15 protein-coding genes are annotated in these 16635 nt (G+C 40.8%); 10 read left to right on the top strand and 5 right to left on the bottom strand.

The genetic code is table 11. The features are described from left to right. Window positions 1-79 precede the first annotated feature (79 nt). Window positions 80-1006 carry a DMT family transporter gene (locus tag L7A31_RS01590; protein WP_237359746.1) on the top strand — a complete coding sequence of 309 codons (927 nt, stop codon included), beginning with the start codon at window positions 80-82 and terminating at the stop codon, window positions 1004-1006. An 11-nt stretch (window positions 1007-1017) separates the two neighbouring features. Here the strand turns inward: L7A31_RS01590 and L7A31_RS01595 are convergent, their stop codons facing one another. Both L7A31_RS01595 and L7A31_RS01600 read right to left on the bottom strand, forming a co-directional pair. After that, the gene (locus tag L7A31_RS01595; protein ID WP_237359747.1) at window positions 1018-1626 is read right to left on the bottom strand and encodes an alpha-ketoglutarate-dependent dioxygenase AlkB family protein; all 609 of its coding nucleotides are present in this window, start codon (window positions 1624-1626) and stop codon (window positions 1018-1020) included. 10 nt (window positions 1627-1636) lie between these two features. Beyond that, entirely contained in the window at window positions 1637-2155 is a 519-nt protein-coding gene (locus L7A31_RS01600) for a GNAT family N-acetyltransferase (RefSeq protein WP_237359748.1), read from the bottom strand. A gap of 199 nt (window positions 2156-2354) precedes the next feature. Here L7A31_RS01600 and L7A31_RS01605 point away from each other — a divergent pair, with 199 nt between their 5' ends. Further along, a complete protein-coding gene (locus L7A31_RS01605; protein ID WP_237359749.1) occupies window positions 2355-2789 on the top strand; it encodes an Mpo1-like protein in 435 nt (144 codons plus the stop codon). A 372-nt stretch (window positions 2790-3161) separates the two neighbouring features. On the opposite strand, the gene L7A31_RS01610 is transcribed toward L7A31_RS01605, so the two are convergent. Further along, on the bottom strand, window positions 3162-4679 hold the full coding sequence (locus L7A31_RS01610) for a DUF3612 domain-containing protein (RefSeq protein ID WP_237359750.1): 1518 nt from the start codon (window positions 4677-4679) through the stop codon (window positions 3162-3164). Between the two features lie 161 nt (window positions 4680-4840). Between L7A31_RS01610 and L7A31_RS01615 the strand changes: the two genes are divergently transcribed. From L7A31_RS01615 to L7A31_RS01650, 8 genes are all read left to right on the top strand, one after another. Continuing rightward, a complete protein-coding gene (locus L7A31_RS01615) occupies window positions 4841-5416 on the top strand; it encodes an aldolase/citrate lyase/malate synthase family protein (RefSeq protein ID WP_237359751.1) in 576 nt (191 codons plus the stop codon). Window positions 5417-5660: 244 nt separating this feature from the next. Then, on the top strand, window positions 5661-5870 hold the full coding sequence (locus tag L7A31_RS01620) for a hypothetical protein (RefSeq protein ID WP_237359752.1): 210 nt from the start codon (window positions 5661-5663) through the stop codon (window positions 5868-5870). 174 nt (window positions 5871-6044) lie between these two features. Then, a complete protein-coding gene (locus tag L7A31_RS01625) occupies window positions 6045-7676 on the top strand; it encodes an ABC transporter substrate-binding protein (RefSeq protein WP_237359753.1) in 1632 nt (543 codons plus the stop codon). 7 nt (window positions 7677-7683) lie between these two features. Then, on the top strand, window positions 7684-8406 hold the full coding sequence (locus tag L7A31_RS01630; RefSeq protein WP_237359754.1) for a substrate-binding periplasmic protein: 723 nt from the start codon (window positions 7684-7686) through the stop codon (window positions 8404-8406). Between the two features lie 379 nt (window positions 8407-8785). Further along, on the top strand, window positions 8786-9715 hold the full coding sequence (locus tag L7A31_RS01635; protein WP_237359755.1) for a LysR family transcriptional regulator: 930 nt from the start codon (window positions 8786-8788) through the stop codon (window positions 9713-9715). A 459-nt stretch (window positions 9716-10174) separates the two neighbouring features. After that, window positions 10175-11092, top strand: a complete 918-nt coding sequence (locus tag L7A31_RS01640) for a LysR family transcriptional regulator (RefSeq protein ID WP_290368731.1) — start codon at window positions 10175-10177, stop codon at window positions 11090-11092. Window positions 11093-11447: 355 nt separating this feature from the next. Beyond that, window positions 11448-12371, top strand: coding sequence for a LysR family transcriptional regulator (locus L7A31_RS01645; RefSeq protein WP_290368732.1), 924 nt, complete (start codon window positions 11448-11450; stop codon window positions 12369-12371). A 123-nt stretch (window positions 12372-12494) separates the two neighbouring features. Further along, entirely contained in the window at window positions 12495-12827 is a 333-nt protein-coding gene (locus L7A31_RS01650) for a zinc ribbon domain-containing protein YjdM (protein ID WP_237359756.1), read from the top strand. 67 nt (window positions 12828-12894) lie between these two features. Here L7A31_RS01650 and L7A31_RS01655 read toward each other — a convergent pair whose 3' ends face one another. Then, window positions 12895-15108 carry an SGBP N-terminal domain-containing protein gene (locus L7A31_RS01655; RefSeq protein WP_237359757.1) on the bottom strand — a complete coding sequence of 738 codons (2214 nt, stop codon included), beginning with the start codon at window positions 15106-15108 and terminating at the stop codon, window positions 12895-12897. A gap of 26 nt (window positions 15109-15134) precedes the next feature. Then, on the bottom strand, window positions 15135-16562 hold the full coding sequence (gene melB, locus L7A31_RS01660; RefSeq protein WP_237359758.1) for a melibiose:sodium transporter MelB: 1428 nt from the start codon (window positions 16560-16562) through the stop codon (window positions 15135-15137). Window positions 16563-16635 lie beyond the last annotated feature (73 nt).

Genomic DNA, 16635 nt, shown 5'->3' on the forward strand with positions numbered 1-16635 from the left:
ACTTAACTATTTGGTTAATATTAATCGTTTTTATCTAACAATGCACTTCTTTACAATTTGATTATGTAAAGGAGAGCTTATGACACGTCAATTACTACCCATTTTGTTTGTACTTTCTTCGACTTTTAGTGTTTCGATTAACGGCTTACTGTCTAACTACCTTACAGAACAGATAAGCTTGGAGTGGCTTGGTTTTCTTAGGTTTTTAATGCCCGCAATGCTACTCATGCTAGTGCTTTTATGTTCTAAACTACGCTTACCTCCAAAGGCACTTTTAGTACCTCTCTCGATTCGTGCATTATGTATTGCAGGGTGTCAGCTTTGTTTTATAATTTCGCTTTCACAATTGAGTCTAGTAGAAAGTGTGGTGTTATTTGGAACGGGGCCTTTATTTATCCCAGTGTTAGAAAAACTAATATTTTCAGTGAAGTTAAAAGTGAGCACCATAGCGGCATTAGCGATGACCTTTATTGGCGTATTACTATTATCAGGAAGCCTATCTGGGTTCACATTTAAACCAGCCCTACTAATTGGCCTTTGCGCAGGGTTGTTTAACGCAGGTTCACAGCTGAGCTTACACCGAGCAACCAAAAGTGATATGAGTCCAGTAGAGATAAACGCATGGACTCTCGCTTTTGCTGCCGTGGTATTTGTTCCAGTGTTGCTAACGGGTTTTGTTTTGAATCACAGCTTAACTGTAATGACAGGTAATACAGACGGGTGGCTTCTTTTTGTCGGGCTACTGGCTGTGTCTGTACTGATAATTAATACTCAAATATTTCGGGCTAAAGCATATAAGCTGGTGGAATCTAGTTCCCAACTAGCACCTTACCTTTTCACCAATTTGCTTTTTGCTTCTATTTGGCAATTTCTTTTCTTCAATGTCGCATTTAGCGGTTTGCAAATCCTAGGCTTAGCCGTCATTGTGGCAGCAAATGTGCTAAATGTTGCCAGTCCGATAGTGCAGAAAAAATGGCAGCCAAGAAAAGCGGTAGGCTCAATATAAAGTTACTTGCGTTATGCCGTTGGGTAAACATACCGGAATGTCAGGTTGATACGCTCTTGTTTGGTTTGACGAGTTTTAGGCAAGCTATGTTGCCAATAGTGCTGAGTAGAACCGGCCATAACAAGCAAAGATCCATTATTAAGTTCCATCTTTATTTTTTCTTTGCTATGGATATGTTTCAGGTGAAATGTTCTTGTTTCTCCTAAGCTTATGGAGGCAATTGTCGGATCTTTACCCAGTTCTGGTTCATTGTCAGAGTGCCAGCCCATGGAGTCGTCCCCATTTCTATATAAATTGATTAGAACAGAATTAAATGCTTGACCGCTAGAAGCTTCGCAAATGCTTTTTAACGTTAATAAGGTTTCAGTCCAGGGGTGTGGGCTTAGTGTGAGCCCTGAGTATGAGTAGCTGGCATCGCCATGCCAAGCGTGAAGCCGTGGTTGTATGCGCTGTTTGCCAAAAATATTAATGCTTTTTTGCTCAAAGGTTATTTCTCTTTTAAGTTTTTCAAACAGCTCGCTGGCATAGACACGTTCAATACTTTGTGGAGCCCAGTATAAAAGCCCATCTCGGATAGTGATCCATTCGCCTTCACTTGGCTGGGGGGAGAATAAATCCATCTACAGCTCGCTAGTCAATATCCAAAATGTATTCATAGCAATCGATATAGTTGCCTGAAATTTTGGCGTAGTTTTTAAATGATCTAGTTCGATTAAATCCATTCCTTTCCAGTACTTTTTGCGACGCTGAATTGTGCTTAGAAACAATTGCGACAAAGTTGGTAATATTGAACTTTTGTTTTGCCAATAAGATGATATGTTTTGCAGCTTTGCTAGCAATGCCAGCACCTGAATACTCTTGTGCGACTCTGTAGCCTAGTAATGCTCTTCTACGATGAATATCAACGCTGTGCAAGTTGACTCTCGCGACAATTTTATTATCTCTATTTCTGACAATAAGTGGCAACATTGTTTGGCACTTGTACATCAATAAACATTCTGCGATATGTTCTAGTACGCCTTCGATGCTAAAGAAATCACTTTCTCTTGCTTGTATTTGAGCTTCGAACCAAGCTTTGTTTTCAACCTCAAACCTGAGTAGATCTAACGCGTCACTTTTTTTCAATAGCTGTAAGCAAATACTCTCCATTTATAACCTTTGGCTTGTTCTGTACAACATAACTAAACTTAACTCTTACTACCTCACGTAGCTCGGAGAGCTAAGGATATATGATAGCCTAATTCTTTCTTGTTACGTTCAAAGCGAACGTTATTGCAGTCACATCATTTGTAAATTTAGCTAAACTTTATAATCCCGAGCCAAGGGTTGTGCTTGATTGGAGAAGGTTATGAAGAAGCTAACAGAATGGCTTAACGAATACTCAGAGAGCCACCAAAACCGAGTGAACAAACGAATTCATCGAATTACTGCTCCCGGGGTGTTTGTTATGTTAGTTGGATTAGTTTGGTCTATTCCTCCATTGGAAGTTATTGGGTTTACAGTGCATTGGGTGTGGTTTTTTGTCGCTGGTGTGTTGGTTTTTTATTCCAAGTTATCACTTACGGTGTTGATCATGATGTTGGGTTTGACGCTGGCAGCAAGTGCATTTATTTGGTCATTACATATTTTGCAGGTCTCGATATTCCACTTTTCACTTGGCTGTTTGTTACTATTTTGGTTAGCTCAATTTATTGGTTACAAAGTAGAAGGTGTGATGCCGTCTTTGAAACAAAGGTTGGAGTTCGTTTTGATTGGACCAGTTTGGTTTTTGTATAAAAACTAACAGGGTTAATTGGTGAATGCTTGTTTCTTCGACATGCTTACAGGCACATTCCACATTGCCACTATATTTGAGAATATTCATTGCAATATGCAAAACCATGCTTGTAATTATCGATATAATTCGCAAATTGCAATATTGCTATGCATCTTCGCACGCTGAAATCAGTGTTATACGGTATTTAACATGAATTTTAAAGTTGGCATGCTATCTGCATATGTAATAGTAACCCTTATTAAGCCGAGGGTTACCTAGCCAACTGACGTTGTTAGTGAACGAATTTGTTCACAATTATATATCCGCCAATCACGCCTATTGTGATTGGCGTTTTTTCTTTCTAAGCTCGGCGTTCATTTCTATGCATTGTGCTGACTTCTAAGAACCACACTTACTGTAGCAGCTTGGTTTTCTTGGGCATACCGCTCCACGAGAACAGATTAATCTTGCGTTAGTTTCTATACCTCTTTCTATCCACTTGATATTGAGGATTTTCGCTATGGTAGTGAACTCTTTCTTGATGTGGCGTGGAATAACCGTACTACCGCCACTTTCAACACATGAATTTTTCAGCTCTTCAGCGATTTGTCGGGCATCGCCTCCTTGCGCATCAATCGCAGGGTTTAAATCTATGCCTGCACATAGCACGCGATTATTGCCAGCAGGATCTGTCATGTTGACAGACTCACAGCAGTAAATTCTTGGTTCATCGCCCACATTCAAAATAGAAATTTGTGAAGAGCTGTGTTCCTGTGGCTCGGAGAGCCTTCTAAATACAGCCCAGTGCTGACAAGGGTCATTAACCTTGCGCATGTTCCCCCATGGTAGTGGAATGCCATTTCCGCGATATACGGCTTTGAGCTTGTTTTGCCCATAAGCATCAAAGTAATGCCAATGAGGGTATGGTGAGACTACCGTCATTCGGCGCATCGCTACAGAAGGTGATACTCCGGCTTTTTGGTGAACGTCAATTTCGTAGCCTGAGCGATCTAATAACTGGCGGAAAGGGACTTTAGGGCAAAGTAGGGCCCCTGCAAAAAAGCTAGATTCGAAATCCCTCCAAGCTAGTAGGATATCTTTGGAGTTGAGCTCTGAAGAGCTGTGTGCGGGCTCATTGGTTTCCCAGCTGTTAGTATGTCCCACAGATAGAACGCTTTTTAGTCCTTCCTTACTGTGTAAAATGCAGTGGCCAATATACACAGCTAAATCATATTTAAGTCTAGTCGGATAGTTTTTTAAAATTTCGTTTAAGTAGATGGTCGTTGGTGGTTCAAAAAATGAGGTGACGAGCTGTTTTGCACTAACACCAAGTTCGTCCACTACATCTTGAGGTGTACGATTTACCCATCGAATGTTAATGCCTAGACTTTTCGCAATATCAATCAGATCATCTACTGCTAAATTGAGCCTTTTGTGCCCGACTTCTTCAGCAGCACGTTCTAAATCGGGAAAGTGGTTTTGGTTTTTCTCTTGGTGTGCTCGAATAAGTAGGTGGGCAAATTGGCGTCCGGTGATTCCAGTTTGAGAAAGCATTTCTGGGATGGCGATTTGCAATATCTCATTGGAGAATAGAAAGCTAGGCTCTAACGCCATTCCACTTATTCCGCCTCTATTGCCTTTGTCTGGTGTAATTTCACTTTCTTCGGGTTCATCATCTAAAAACCAAGCAGGTTCCTTTTGGAAAACTTCGGCTATAACTTCGAGCATATCCACACTTGGGACACGCTTTCCTCGCTCGATCATTGAAAGGTAAGAAACGGATGGAGCGTAATCTGGGTTTAATCTAATACACCTAGCAGATAGATCCTCCATCGTTAAATGGTTGCGTTTTCTCAAGTTACGTATCTTTGTACCCAAGAAATGAGACTGACGAACTAAGCTTTTTGACAACGACATTTTGTAAAATTCACACTGTAAAATTTTTGTTGTGAAATTGTAGTAAAAAATTAGCTAGTCTAGATAGTAAGCAAAATCACAAAATTGCGAAGTCAAGGTTATTAGATACGAATTATTAGCTTCATTGCGGAGTTTTGAGGAATTATCCTGAGGGGAAGACTATGAATATGCTGACTTTTGGTAAGAATGAAATTCAAGAACAGAGCAAGCCTTTTATTGCAGAAGCTGTCTTTGCCGTGGAAACTATTAGCGCAAATAAGCAGCAAGAGAAGCAGCAGAAAGCTAAGCAGCTACTAGATACAATTTTCCCTCTGGAGAATGGCTCACACCAAGATGTAACAGCCTATGTGATTGATTATCGACATGTGATGGCTTATTTCAAAGACGGAAGCCACAGTGGATTGAAGCATCCGAAGCATTTTGTTGCTTACAATGGTGAAAAAGAAGACCCTTGTTCAATTCTACTTAAAGACGCAGCAGGTAGTCACGTAGAAGTGATACTAGGTTGCCATAAAGGTACAGGAAGTGTTGAGTTTATTGAGATAGATGATATCCAGCTTGAGACTTGCACAAAGCTTTCAATGAATATGAATGACACTAATATAGCAGCAATGCGCCATTGGGTTAGCTTGATCAAAGGCGACGAAAATGGCAAACCTCAAGTATGTAGTGAAGACAAAGAGTTCGTTGCCAAAAGTGGTGAAGACTATAGTTTGGATTACTGCTATCGAGTATAGATAAAATACTGCACTTGCTTTTGGTCCTATGAAAAACACCAAGCGAAAGTTTGGTGTTTTCTGTTTTGAACAATATTGAATTTGGATATGGAAATAACGGATAAAACGTCATCTGGCATGCAGCAGGAGAAATTTGATATAAAATTATAGATAACCTATACAAGCAGGTTTAGTGGTTTCAGAGCGATTGGATAGAAATTATAAACTGCGTTTTAGGTTAGCCTTGGTACTGAATGGAATCGGCATGGAAGACAAAAAGCGTTTAGTGGTAGGAGATCACGTTAGGCCCCAATCTGACTTGTTCGGTTTGCTGTTGGACAATATGCCCATCATGGATGTCATGTTCGTAGATCACGATAATGGTGTCGCTGAGTGTCAATATTACGATCAGTATCAGCAAAAGCATTCACACATTTTGTTGATCTCCATATTGGAAAAAGTCCCTCAAAAATAGCTTTTTTAATCTTAACAAATCTGTCAATTGTCAGATTTGTCTACTATTTTTAATTTTACTCCTTTCTATATCACAAGAAGGCAAACCATTATCAAAAGGAATTTGATTCATGCTTGGTTTCGTTGGCTATTTGCCTCGTTAATACTATTTCACAGTGGATATGTATTTTCGGGGATGATTGCAGCGAAGATATGGGTAGATAAAGAGTTTGCTCAAAGCACCCTTACTCGCCAGCAACAGCTAGATGAAATGGCTTGGTTTGTGGAGGCGTCTGAACCTTACCAAGACATCACAGTAAGAGTGGTGTCTGAGCGTATTGATACGCATTGGTATGAAGCGAATATTTTAGCGAAAGCGTTCGAAGATATTACCGGTATAAAAGTTGTTCATGAAATAACCGGTGAGGATGATGTTGTTAAGAAGATATCGACTCAGGTAGAGCTTGATTACAGCATATATGACGCTTATATCAATGATAGTGACTTGATCGGAACACATTACCGCTCAGGGAAAGTGGTATCACTTAGCGATTTTATGCAAAACGAAGGCAAGGATGTCACTTTGCCAACCCTAGATATTGATGATTTTATTGGCATCGGCTTCACGACTGCACCTGATGGGAAGATCTATCAGCTTCCCGACCAACAATTCGCCAATCTATATTGGTATCGGCATGATTGGTTTTCTCGCGCAGATCTCAAGCAAAAATTTAAAGAAATATATGGCTACGAATTGAATGTGCCACAAAATTGGTCGGCGTATGAGGATATTGCAGAGTTCTTTACGATACATGTCAAAGAGATAGACGGAGAGAAGGTCTATGGCCATATGGATTATGGGAAATATGATCCTTCTTTGGGTTGGAGGTTTTCTGACGCGTGGCTTTCGATGGCTGGAGCTGGCGATATTGGTTTGCCAAACGGAAAGCCAGTGGACGAATGGGGCATACGTGTTGAAGGGTGCCACCCAGCAGGCTCGTCCGTTGAACGAGGTGGGGCATTAAATAGCCCGGCGGCGGTATACTCGATTCGCAAGTATGTCGAGTGGTTGAAAAAGTATGCGCCACCAAAATCCTACACTATGAATTTCACCGAAGCTGGCGCTTGGCCGGGGCAGGGCAATATCGCGCAGCAAATATTTTGGTATACAGCATTTACCGCGTCTTTGACGTCACCGGATTTACCGGTGACCAATCCAGATGGCACACCGAAGTGGCGTATGGCACCTTCACCGAGAGGAGCATACTGGCAGCAAGGAATGAAATTAGGGTATCAAGATGTGGGTGCGTGGACTTTTCTTACCAGCACTCCACTGGAACGCCGCAAGGCTGCTTGGTTATATGCGCAGTTTCTAGTTTCTAAAACTGTTTCGTTGAAGAAAACTCTAGTGGGGTTAACGCCTATCCGTAACTCAGACATTAATTCTAAAATAATGAGTAAGGTGGCACATAAATATGGTGGGTTAATAGAGTTTTATCGAAGCTCTGCTCGCAATGTTTGGACTCCGACTGGAACAAATGTACCAGACTACCCAAGGCTTGCTGACTTATGGTGGAAAAATATCGCACTGGTTTCTAACGGTGAGTTAAGTCCTCAACTAGCAATGAATAAGATGGCATCTGAAATGGATTCTAGGTTGCAACAAATAGCTGATAAAGGCCAACAAGTATGTGGGCCAAAGCTAAACCCCAAACGAAAATCGAGTTATTGGTTGACTCAACCGGGCTCGCCAAAACCTAAATTGAAAGATGAGAAACCACGGGGCGTGACGCTGTCTTATAAAGAGTCATTAAAAGCTTGGGACTAAATACGATATGAATAAATGGATAGTAAAGTTTATGCTTACTGTAGCGCTTTTATTCAGCACGGCTGTACAAGCGGAAACTTTCACGTTGCTTACCGAAGCTCTTCCTCCTTACGCTTATAAAAGCAATGGGCAACTAAAAGGGGTAGCTGTAGACATTGTATCTCAGCTATTTAGGAACGCTGGGTTTGATTATAAAGTTCGAATTGTCCCGTGGAAAAGAGCGTATACAATCGCATATGAGCAATCAAATACTTGTGTCTTTCCGGTACAACGCAATCAAGAGAGAGAGGCTGAGTTCCACTGGGTAAGCCCGTTGTTGATTACTCAAACTGCGTTTTATACCAATGCTAATTCAAAGGTGGAGATTCGTACTCTCAATGATGTTGCTAACTTAAATATTGGCTCTTACCTTGGTAGTGCTACGGCACAATATCTTGAAAGCCAAGGGTTTAAGGTTGAGGAAACAACACGAGACGAACAAAATATTTTGAAGTTGAAGAGTAAGAGAATAGATGTTTGGGCGACAGATGTTTTAGTTGCTAATTATCTACTAAAGCAAGAAAAGTTGAGCAAAGAAATTAAAAATAGACTTGCTTATTTTAGTACGTTACGTGGCTTGGCGTGTAATAAAACAGCTTCATCTTCAGATATAGATCGTTTATCAGATGAGTTGAGAAAAATGTACTTAGACGGTTCTGTAGAACGTATTATTAAAAAATATTCTGATTAAGATTTTGATTGAGTCTTAGTCATTTATTTGCACAAATAACCCAATAAGAATCTAGCTTCTTATTAATTAAGGCATATACGAATGGTGATTTTTTCTACATCTTATTTTTCATTAATTATATAGCTCTTGTTTATCCTTTCTGATTATATGCATTAATCTATTGAAACTATTTACTTTTTCTGCGAGGTAAAAAGAGAGTGTAATTGATCGAACTTTCATAAGTCTATGATTACTTACTTTGGAAACTTGTCTTAAATGTACTAACCAGCTAGTATTCTGCGCCAGAGTAATTTGCTCTATTCTTTGAAATTATGCCTATAAACAAACATTGGCTTTCCATAGAAATTTATTATAAAAACAGTACTCTAAGAGCATAATTGTGGCTGAACTGATTGAAATTGAGAACATTCATACAAAAATTATCAAATGCTTTGTTAGTGTTTATGAGCTAGGCAGTATTTCTAAGGCGGCTCAAGAGTGTAATGTTTCTCAGCCAACTATATCAAAGGCGATTAAAAGCTTAGAGAGCCAATTTTGTGTTGGACTATTTAATCGTGATACGCGCTTATTTTCACCAACCGATGCAGCCAAGCAGCTATATCCCAAATGTGTAGAGCTCTGCTCAGCGGCTCAAGCGATTTGTAGTGAACTTGAGATTATTAAGGGTGGGAACTTTGGCGAAATAAGGATTGGATTTGGCAAAGTGATAGCGCCATTAGGTAGCTTGCTAATCTCGAAAATAGTCTCGGACCGATTTAATGATGTAAATGTGTCGGTGATCGCTGGCAACCCCACTACTTTGCATAGAAGCCTTTTGCAAAGTGACCTAGATTTCTTTATTTGCCACACTGAAGGCTATGAACTTTTGAGCAATACTGAACAGCTTATTTGCAAACCCTTTTCAGGCCTCAAAGTAGATGCTGTTGTTGCTCCAAAGGCGAAGTTCCTAAGTACCCAGTCAGATATTACCAAGTACCCTTGGACTTTCCCAAAGGTAGAAGTTTTAAAAACTTCGCAGGATAGTTTTTATCTTAATTACTATAGGAAGATAAAAACAAGCGGCAGTGTACTTTATGAGATCGACAATGCTGATGCTCGGATGAAGCTTGTTTTGTCTGGTAAAGCTGCGACAGTGTCTGCATCAATCCAGAGCAAAAATTACATTAGCACTGGGCAGTTGAAAAAACTTCCTATTGAAATAGACCATTTCCCTCTATCTACTTTCTATCTCAGTACCAAACAACTTAGCCAGAAATCGCAGCAAATCCTTGCGGTGCTAAAGAATTATATCGAAATTCTTAACCGCTAACCGCTAACCGCTAACCGCTAACCGCTAACCGCTAGGCTCCAAGTATTTCTTTGCGTGCTACAACTGCCTTAGTATTGTGAGGCAGGAAAGAGTATCTCTTTTAATTGTTTGAGTTGTTGTTTGCATTCTTCACTTACACTCCAATGGGAAATATACGTAGAACTAATAAATAACAATTTAATCTCTTTATGCAGGTTATTTTTTGATCAAGTTTCTTTGCCTTGGTTTTATTTTGTCAGCCTCTCGTAAACTGAAATATACAGTAGGCAATCGTTTTCATTTATAGGGAATCCTTTTAATACAATAGCTTAATATTTTAATTTTAAACAATTAGAGTGAAAACACTTATATTTTTCTTATGACATAAACTTGTCAATTAACCATGCTATAGGCACTATATTGCAAAAAAACAATACTTTTCGGCGCGGGTGTTTATAAATATAAAGGTTGGTTACCACATTGATTGAAAAGGTTGACATTGAAGATATAAGTATCAATCGGATTCGGTGTTTTGTTAGTGTTTTTGAATTAGGCAGCATTTCTAAAGCCGCTTTGGACTGCGATGTATCGCAACCGGCTATGTCCAGAAGTATAAAGTCTTTAGAAGAGCAGTTTAATGTTCCTCTGTTTAATCGTGACACGCGACAACTTTGTCCGACTGATGCTGCAAAGCAACTCTATCCGAGGTGCTTAGAACTATGTACATCGGTAAAAGCCCTTTGCAATGAGCTAGATGTAATAAAAGTTGGGGACTATGGTGAGCTAAGAATTGGGCTAGGCAAAATCATTGGGCCAATTGGCAGCAAAGTAATTTCCAAAATAATCTCAGAAAAGTTCGCAGACTTAAGGGTATCGATTGTTGAAGGCAGTCCTACCTCGTTGCATCGTGAGCTTTTGCAAGGAAACTTAGACTTCTTTATTACCCACAGTGAAGCGGTTGGGTTACTCAGCAATGTTGAGCAGCTAGTTTGCAAGCCTTGCGCTTTTGTGGAAGTGGATGCATTAGCGTCGCCAACGGCAGAGTTTTTAAAGTCAGGTACAGATCTAATATCGTACCCATGGACGTTCCCGAAATTTGAAATATTGGAAACGTCAAAAAGTCATTTTTATGCAAATTACTATAAGAAGATTCAAGCCAATGGCGGCATTTTATATCAAATAGATAATGCAGATGCGCGCATGAAACTGGTCCTATCAGGGCAAGCTGCGACAATATTTGCATCAAGCGAAGCTGAGAAATATGTCGAGAGTGGTCAGCTGATAAAGTTACCTATTTCTCTGACTGACTTTCCATTGTCGACATATCATTTGAGCACGAAGCCTCTGTGCCCCAAAGCGCGACAAATGATAGAGTATGTCAAAGCAGGAATGCATTAAAGTTAGAGCGTTTGCATTGGAAAATACTTAATCTTCCGTTGCTTACGCTGCCTACTTGTTTGAAACTTGAAGGGGAGTTGGTGAACTGTACTATTATTTGGTTCTAGCTAAGATACCAATGAAATAAGAAATGCCTTCCCCCCCTTGTCTTAAATGCTAATCCGAATTCGTATTTCAAGACAAAAAATAGGGAGGACACATCTCAACAGCAACACAAGTATGATTTGTAGCGTTCTAACTTAGGCATCAATTGCTTTGCTATATCTTAAGTTTGTTGCTTAAACTGCTATAGTCATTATACGGCGACAATCACAGTTTTAGCGCAAGTGTTTATAAATATAGGTTGGTTCTCATATTGATTGAAAAAATAGACATTGAAGATATAAGTATTAATCGGATTCGGTGTTTTGTTAGCGTTTACGAATTAGGCAGCATTTCTAAAGCTGCATTGGACTGCGATGTATCGCAGCCGGCTATGTCCAGAAGCATAAAGTCTTTAGAAGAGCAGTTTAACTTTCCATTATTTAATCGCGACACACGACAACTTCATCCGACCGATGCGGCAAAGCAGATTTACCCGAGGTGCTTAGAGTTATGTACAGCGGCAAGAGCTCTTTGTAATGAACTAGATGTAATAAAAGATGGTGATTATGGAGAGCTAAGAATTGGGCTTGGTAAAGTCATTGGGCCGATTAGCAGCAGAGCAATTTCCAAAGTAATCTCTGAAAAGTTCGCAGACTTAAGGGTATCGATTGTTGAAGGCAGTCCAACCTTGTTGCACCGTGAACTTTTGCAGGGAAATTTGGATTTTTTTATTTCTCACAGTGAAGCCGTTGGATTATTCAGCAATGTTGAGCAGTTAGTTTGCAAGCCTTTTACTTTAATGAAAGTGGATGCAGTAGCGTCTCCAACGGCCGAGTTTTTAAACTCAGGTACAGATCTTATATCGTACCCATGGACCTTCCCAAAATTCGAAGCAGTGGAAACGTCACAAGACCATTTTTATGCAAACTACTACAAGAAAATTCAAGCCAACGGCGGAATTTTATATCAAATAGATAATGCAGATGCGCGTATTAAACTGGTCCTGTCAGGTCAAGCCGCGACAGTAATAGCATCTAGCGAAGCTGAGAAATATTTAGAGAGTGGTCAATTGATAAAGCTGCCTATTTCTCTGACTGATTTTCCGTTGTCGACTTATTATTTGAGTACTAAGCCACTGTGCCCCAAAGCTCGACAAATGATAGAGTACGTCAAAGCTGGAATGCATAAAAATTAGAGTGTTAGCCTTGGAGAGGCTCAATTCTCCGATACTTGGCTTGCCTATCTGCTTGAGACATAGAGGGGAGTTGGCGAACTGTGCTATTATTTGGTTCTAGCTAAACTACCAATGAAATAAGAAATGTCTTTTCCCCCTTGTCCTCAATGCCAATCCGAATTCGTTTATCAAGACCAAAACCACTTAGTGTGCCCAGAATGTGCTCATGAGTGGAATCCAGCAGAGCCTGATGAAGAAACCATAGTTATGAAAGATGCCAATGGAACCTTGCTGCAAGAAGGCGATAAGGTGACACTTGCGAAAGATCTGAAAGTAAAAGGTAGCTCTCAAGTACTGAAAATCGGTACAAAAGCACTGATTAGGCGTATCGTCGAGGGCAAAGATCATCAGCTTGACTGTAAAGTCGATGGCGCTGGAGAGATGATGGTAACGGCTAAGTTCGTTAAGAAAGCATAAACTATCGAGCAGGCGAGCCAACATAGCTCGCCTTAAACACTATTAACTGACAAGTTATTTTATCGATTCACCTGTTTATCTCTAGAGTTTCCCCACTTTGAACTAAAACGTCCACATAGCTAACTAATCGGCCATTGACGTACTTCTGCTGGCTAGTTACGGTTTCTTGACCGATATTGAGTGAGTGATAATTGCCATAAAACCACGCTTCCCATGTAATAGGTTTTGAAGATAGATTCGACAAGGTCGTTGAAGTGGAGCCCTCATGGCGAATTGTTAACTCTTGCTGCCCAATCATAAGGTGCTTTGCTTCAATCCAGCTGATTTCAGTGGGTAGATGAGAAGCTGTGATTACCTTGTGTTGGTGTGCATTGGGTTTTATTCCCATCAAGCCTTCAATGGTATTTGAAACGAATGTAAAAGAGATCTCAGGATAATTGCCGTTGGTTCCTTGAGTTGGGCGCTCGTGGGGCTGGTCTTTTGTATCCATAATGTAACGCATCCATTTCCATGCTTCTTCATCGCGGTTATATGGGAAGTAGGTCTCTGGAAGGTATGTATATGCTTCTATGTTTGTAGGTGCCTCGGGCGTAGAGCCAATTCCATCGCCGAGCTTACTCGCTATGAAATCTAGGTAGTCGCTATTTCTCTCTCCGGGCTCTGTTATTAGCTTCATTGGCATAAACCAGCTATTTTCTTTTCCGAAGTCGTTAAGCCGCAACCCGTCTTTTTGAACAATGTTGACATAGTTACCTAATGGGGCGCTTTGGTTGGCAACGCTCCAAGTTTGGTTGAAAAACGTTTTTAGCTTAGAGGCTTTGTTTTTCCAGTATTGTGATTGGGTGTGATTTTCACGAGCATCTAACATATTGGCATAAGCCAATGTTGCTTGGTATTGTGATGCAATCGCATCACCAGCTTCGATAGGAAACTCGCCACGCTCGTTATAGGTCGCTGAACCTTCGAAAATACCACCGTAGCCTTCTGCAATACCATTTGGATCTTGGTCATCGTGGAGCGTGATGTAATCAGTGAGTACTTTTGTATAAAAGTTCCACAAATCGTTGTCTTCAATGTAGCGCTTGTCGCCCGTCCATAGATATTGTTTCCAAGCTTTTTCGACGAACTCAAACTGTGCGGGGACTTCTCGCACAAACCAATTGTCATCTTTATAGTCGATGGTGTGCGGCGTGCCGTCGAAGTTAACTGCCCATAAGGTATACCACTTACGAGACTCGGTCGCATGCTTGGCGAATGTCTTGAACATGGAGAAGTTTTCTTTTTCAAGCCCCGCTAGTTTTGCCCCGCTCGTTTGATGCAAGAAGTCTCTCGAGTAGAAAGCCGTTCTATCGAAGTAACCTGCCCAATACGAAGGTATGTAATCGGCACTACCACTACCGTCATCATTGAACTCATCGCGATTGACTAGATCATGTTTGTTCGTCATAACAAACTGATGTGTTTTGTCGATCGCCCATGTAAAAGACTGCTCTAATTCTTTGTTCGATGACGTGACAGTAAGTTGTTTTTCTTTCTTAACAGCTGAGAGCGTCCACTTGGAAACCTCACCGTTTGCATTGATGACCTGAAGTGTTACTGGGGCAGTTAAATCAATGACGTCCCCTTTGCTTAGTGAGGCACGACTATCACTGGAAACTGACAAGGACTCGATGGTTAAGTGTGATAGGTTGGTATCATATGGAACATGAATTTCGGCTGTTTTGTGGATTTTGTTAACGTTTGTCGCACCCGATTGCCCTGCCACTGAAAAAGCTATCAGTTGGTTAAATGTTTGCCTTAATGGAGTATGTGAAAGTAAGAGTGAAACACTATCAATATTGACTCCGCCTAGCGCAGAACCAGAGAACTGAATTTTTATCTGTTCACCTTTTTCTAGAGGTATACGCTTAATAGTGTTCTTTTTATACTTATTGCTTGCTTTGATTGATTGGGTAATCAGCGTTTCACCATACAGGTTTGTGACAGACATCTGAGCGTCATTTCCCGGACTGATTACGTAGGCAGATAAATCATAATTTCCATTGTTTGGTATGGTGATGGTTTGACTAATTGTATGTTGAACGCCTTTGGCTATTCGGCCGTGCCAATCCCCCTCATAGTTTGGTGAGCTTTTAATATTCGCAAACCAGTAATTCCAGCTCAGGCCACTATCTTCGAAACCGGGGTTTTTAATAATATTGTCGTTTTCCTGTGCGAACGTTTGTCCTGAAAGAGTAGCTAGACAAGCAGCAATTGAAACGATCTTAGATACTTTTTTCATGTTATTTCAATATCCTTATCCGAGGGTTATATAGCTCTAGCAGGTTTATTCGAGACAGTGGGCTCCTTTGCTACTGTGACACCATTCTCTATATCGTTGTATTTTTCTATGAGGTGGTCTTGGATTGTTGAATGATAGGCACCGTTGAGTTTGTAAAAGCGGAAATAAACAACAAGGGCAATGGCAAAGAATATCGCTGGTAGGCCAATCATAATGCATTGCATGCCAAATAAGGTTGTTGAGTTTTGAGCGACGTTGGGCACGTAATCTACCGCTGTTAATGCAATCCCGATGAAAAATGCAGCGAAGGCAGACCCGGCCTTAACTACGAGAGTTTGAACAGAATAGGCGATGCTTTCACAACGTGTCCCTAGCTTGTATTCGCCGTAGTCGACAGTGTCTGCAACCATGATTACGTTTAAAACCCAAAACAGCGCTGTACCAATTTGCAGTAATACCCCTGCAGAAGATATGAGCAAGATACTCTGTTTGTCATACATACCAATGTATGTCAGTACCGCACTGCCTAGTATTGGTAGGCTAGACGCTAGCGCCCACAACACACGGCGAGAAAAGAGTTTCGACAGTTTTGGGAACAGCACAAGTGTGGCGAGGTTCGCGATACCAGCGTAAGCCATATAATAAGGGAATAAATCGCTGTTGCCGATCACATAGGTGAAGTAGTAGACGGCGAAAGCAGTGATTATATTGGTGGCAATGTTATACGCGAGCGCCATACATAAAACGCTGGTGAGTTGGTCATTTTTGTAAATAAGAGATATTAGGCTCTTGAGTGAGACTTTCTCTTCTGCTTCTGAGGTATCTAGTTTATCGGTGGAGTAACGCTCTTTAACATTTCTTAATGTGATGTAGCTGGAGATAACAAAGCAGACAATCAGAAGTAAACAGAACATTTGGAAGCCAAAGCCTTTGTTGTCACCGCCAATATAGTCAATAAAGGGCATGGCGATCGCTGCAGTAACGATCCAAGCGAGACTAGCAAAAAAGCGTGGGTAAGGAACCAGTTCTTCACGCTCGCGTTTGTCGAGTGTTAACGTTGGAACCAGCGACCAAAAAGGTATGTCCATTAAGGTGTAAGTCATTCCCCATAAGATGTATGTCACAACGGCATACACGATCAGCCAAGGCCCCTCAATATAGTGAGCACTGAACAGCAAAATCAAGACAACAGAATTAGCAATAGTACCGATGAAAATCCATGGTTTGAATTTTCCCCATCGACTACGTGTGTTGTTCACTATCCACCCCATAATCGGGTCATTGATCGCGTCCCATATACGTGCGACAAGAAAAATGGTCCCCACAGTAGCAGCAGAAATTCCTGCTACGTCGGTGTAGTAAAACATAAGGTACATATAGACGATGGTAATCGCGAAGTCTTTACCAAATGCGCCAAAGCCGTAACTTAGCTTTGTGTTCATTGAGATGCTCATGACTGCTCCTTACGCCCGCGATATAAGCAGGCGTATTTATATTTAAGTTATTGTTGTGAAGAGTGGTTCTGGA

Origin of the sequence: Vibrio marisflavi CECT 7928 (assembly GCF_921294215.1) — a bacterium.
In the GTDB taxonomy this organism is placed as follows: domain Bacteria; phylum Pseudomonadota; class Gammaproteobacteria; order Enterobacterales; family Vibrionaceae; genus Vibrio; species Vibrio marisflavi.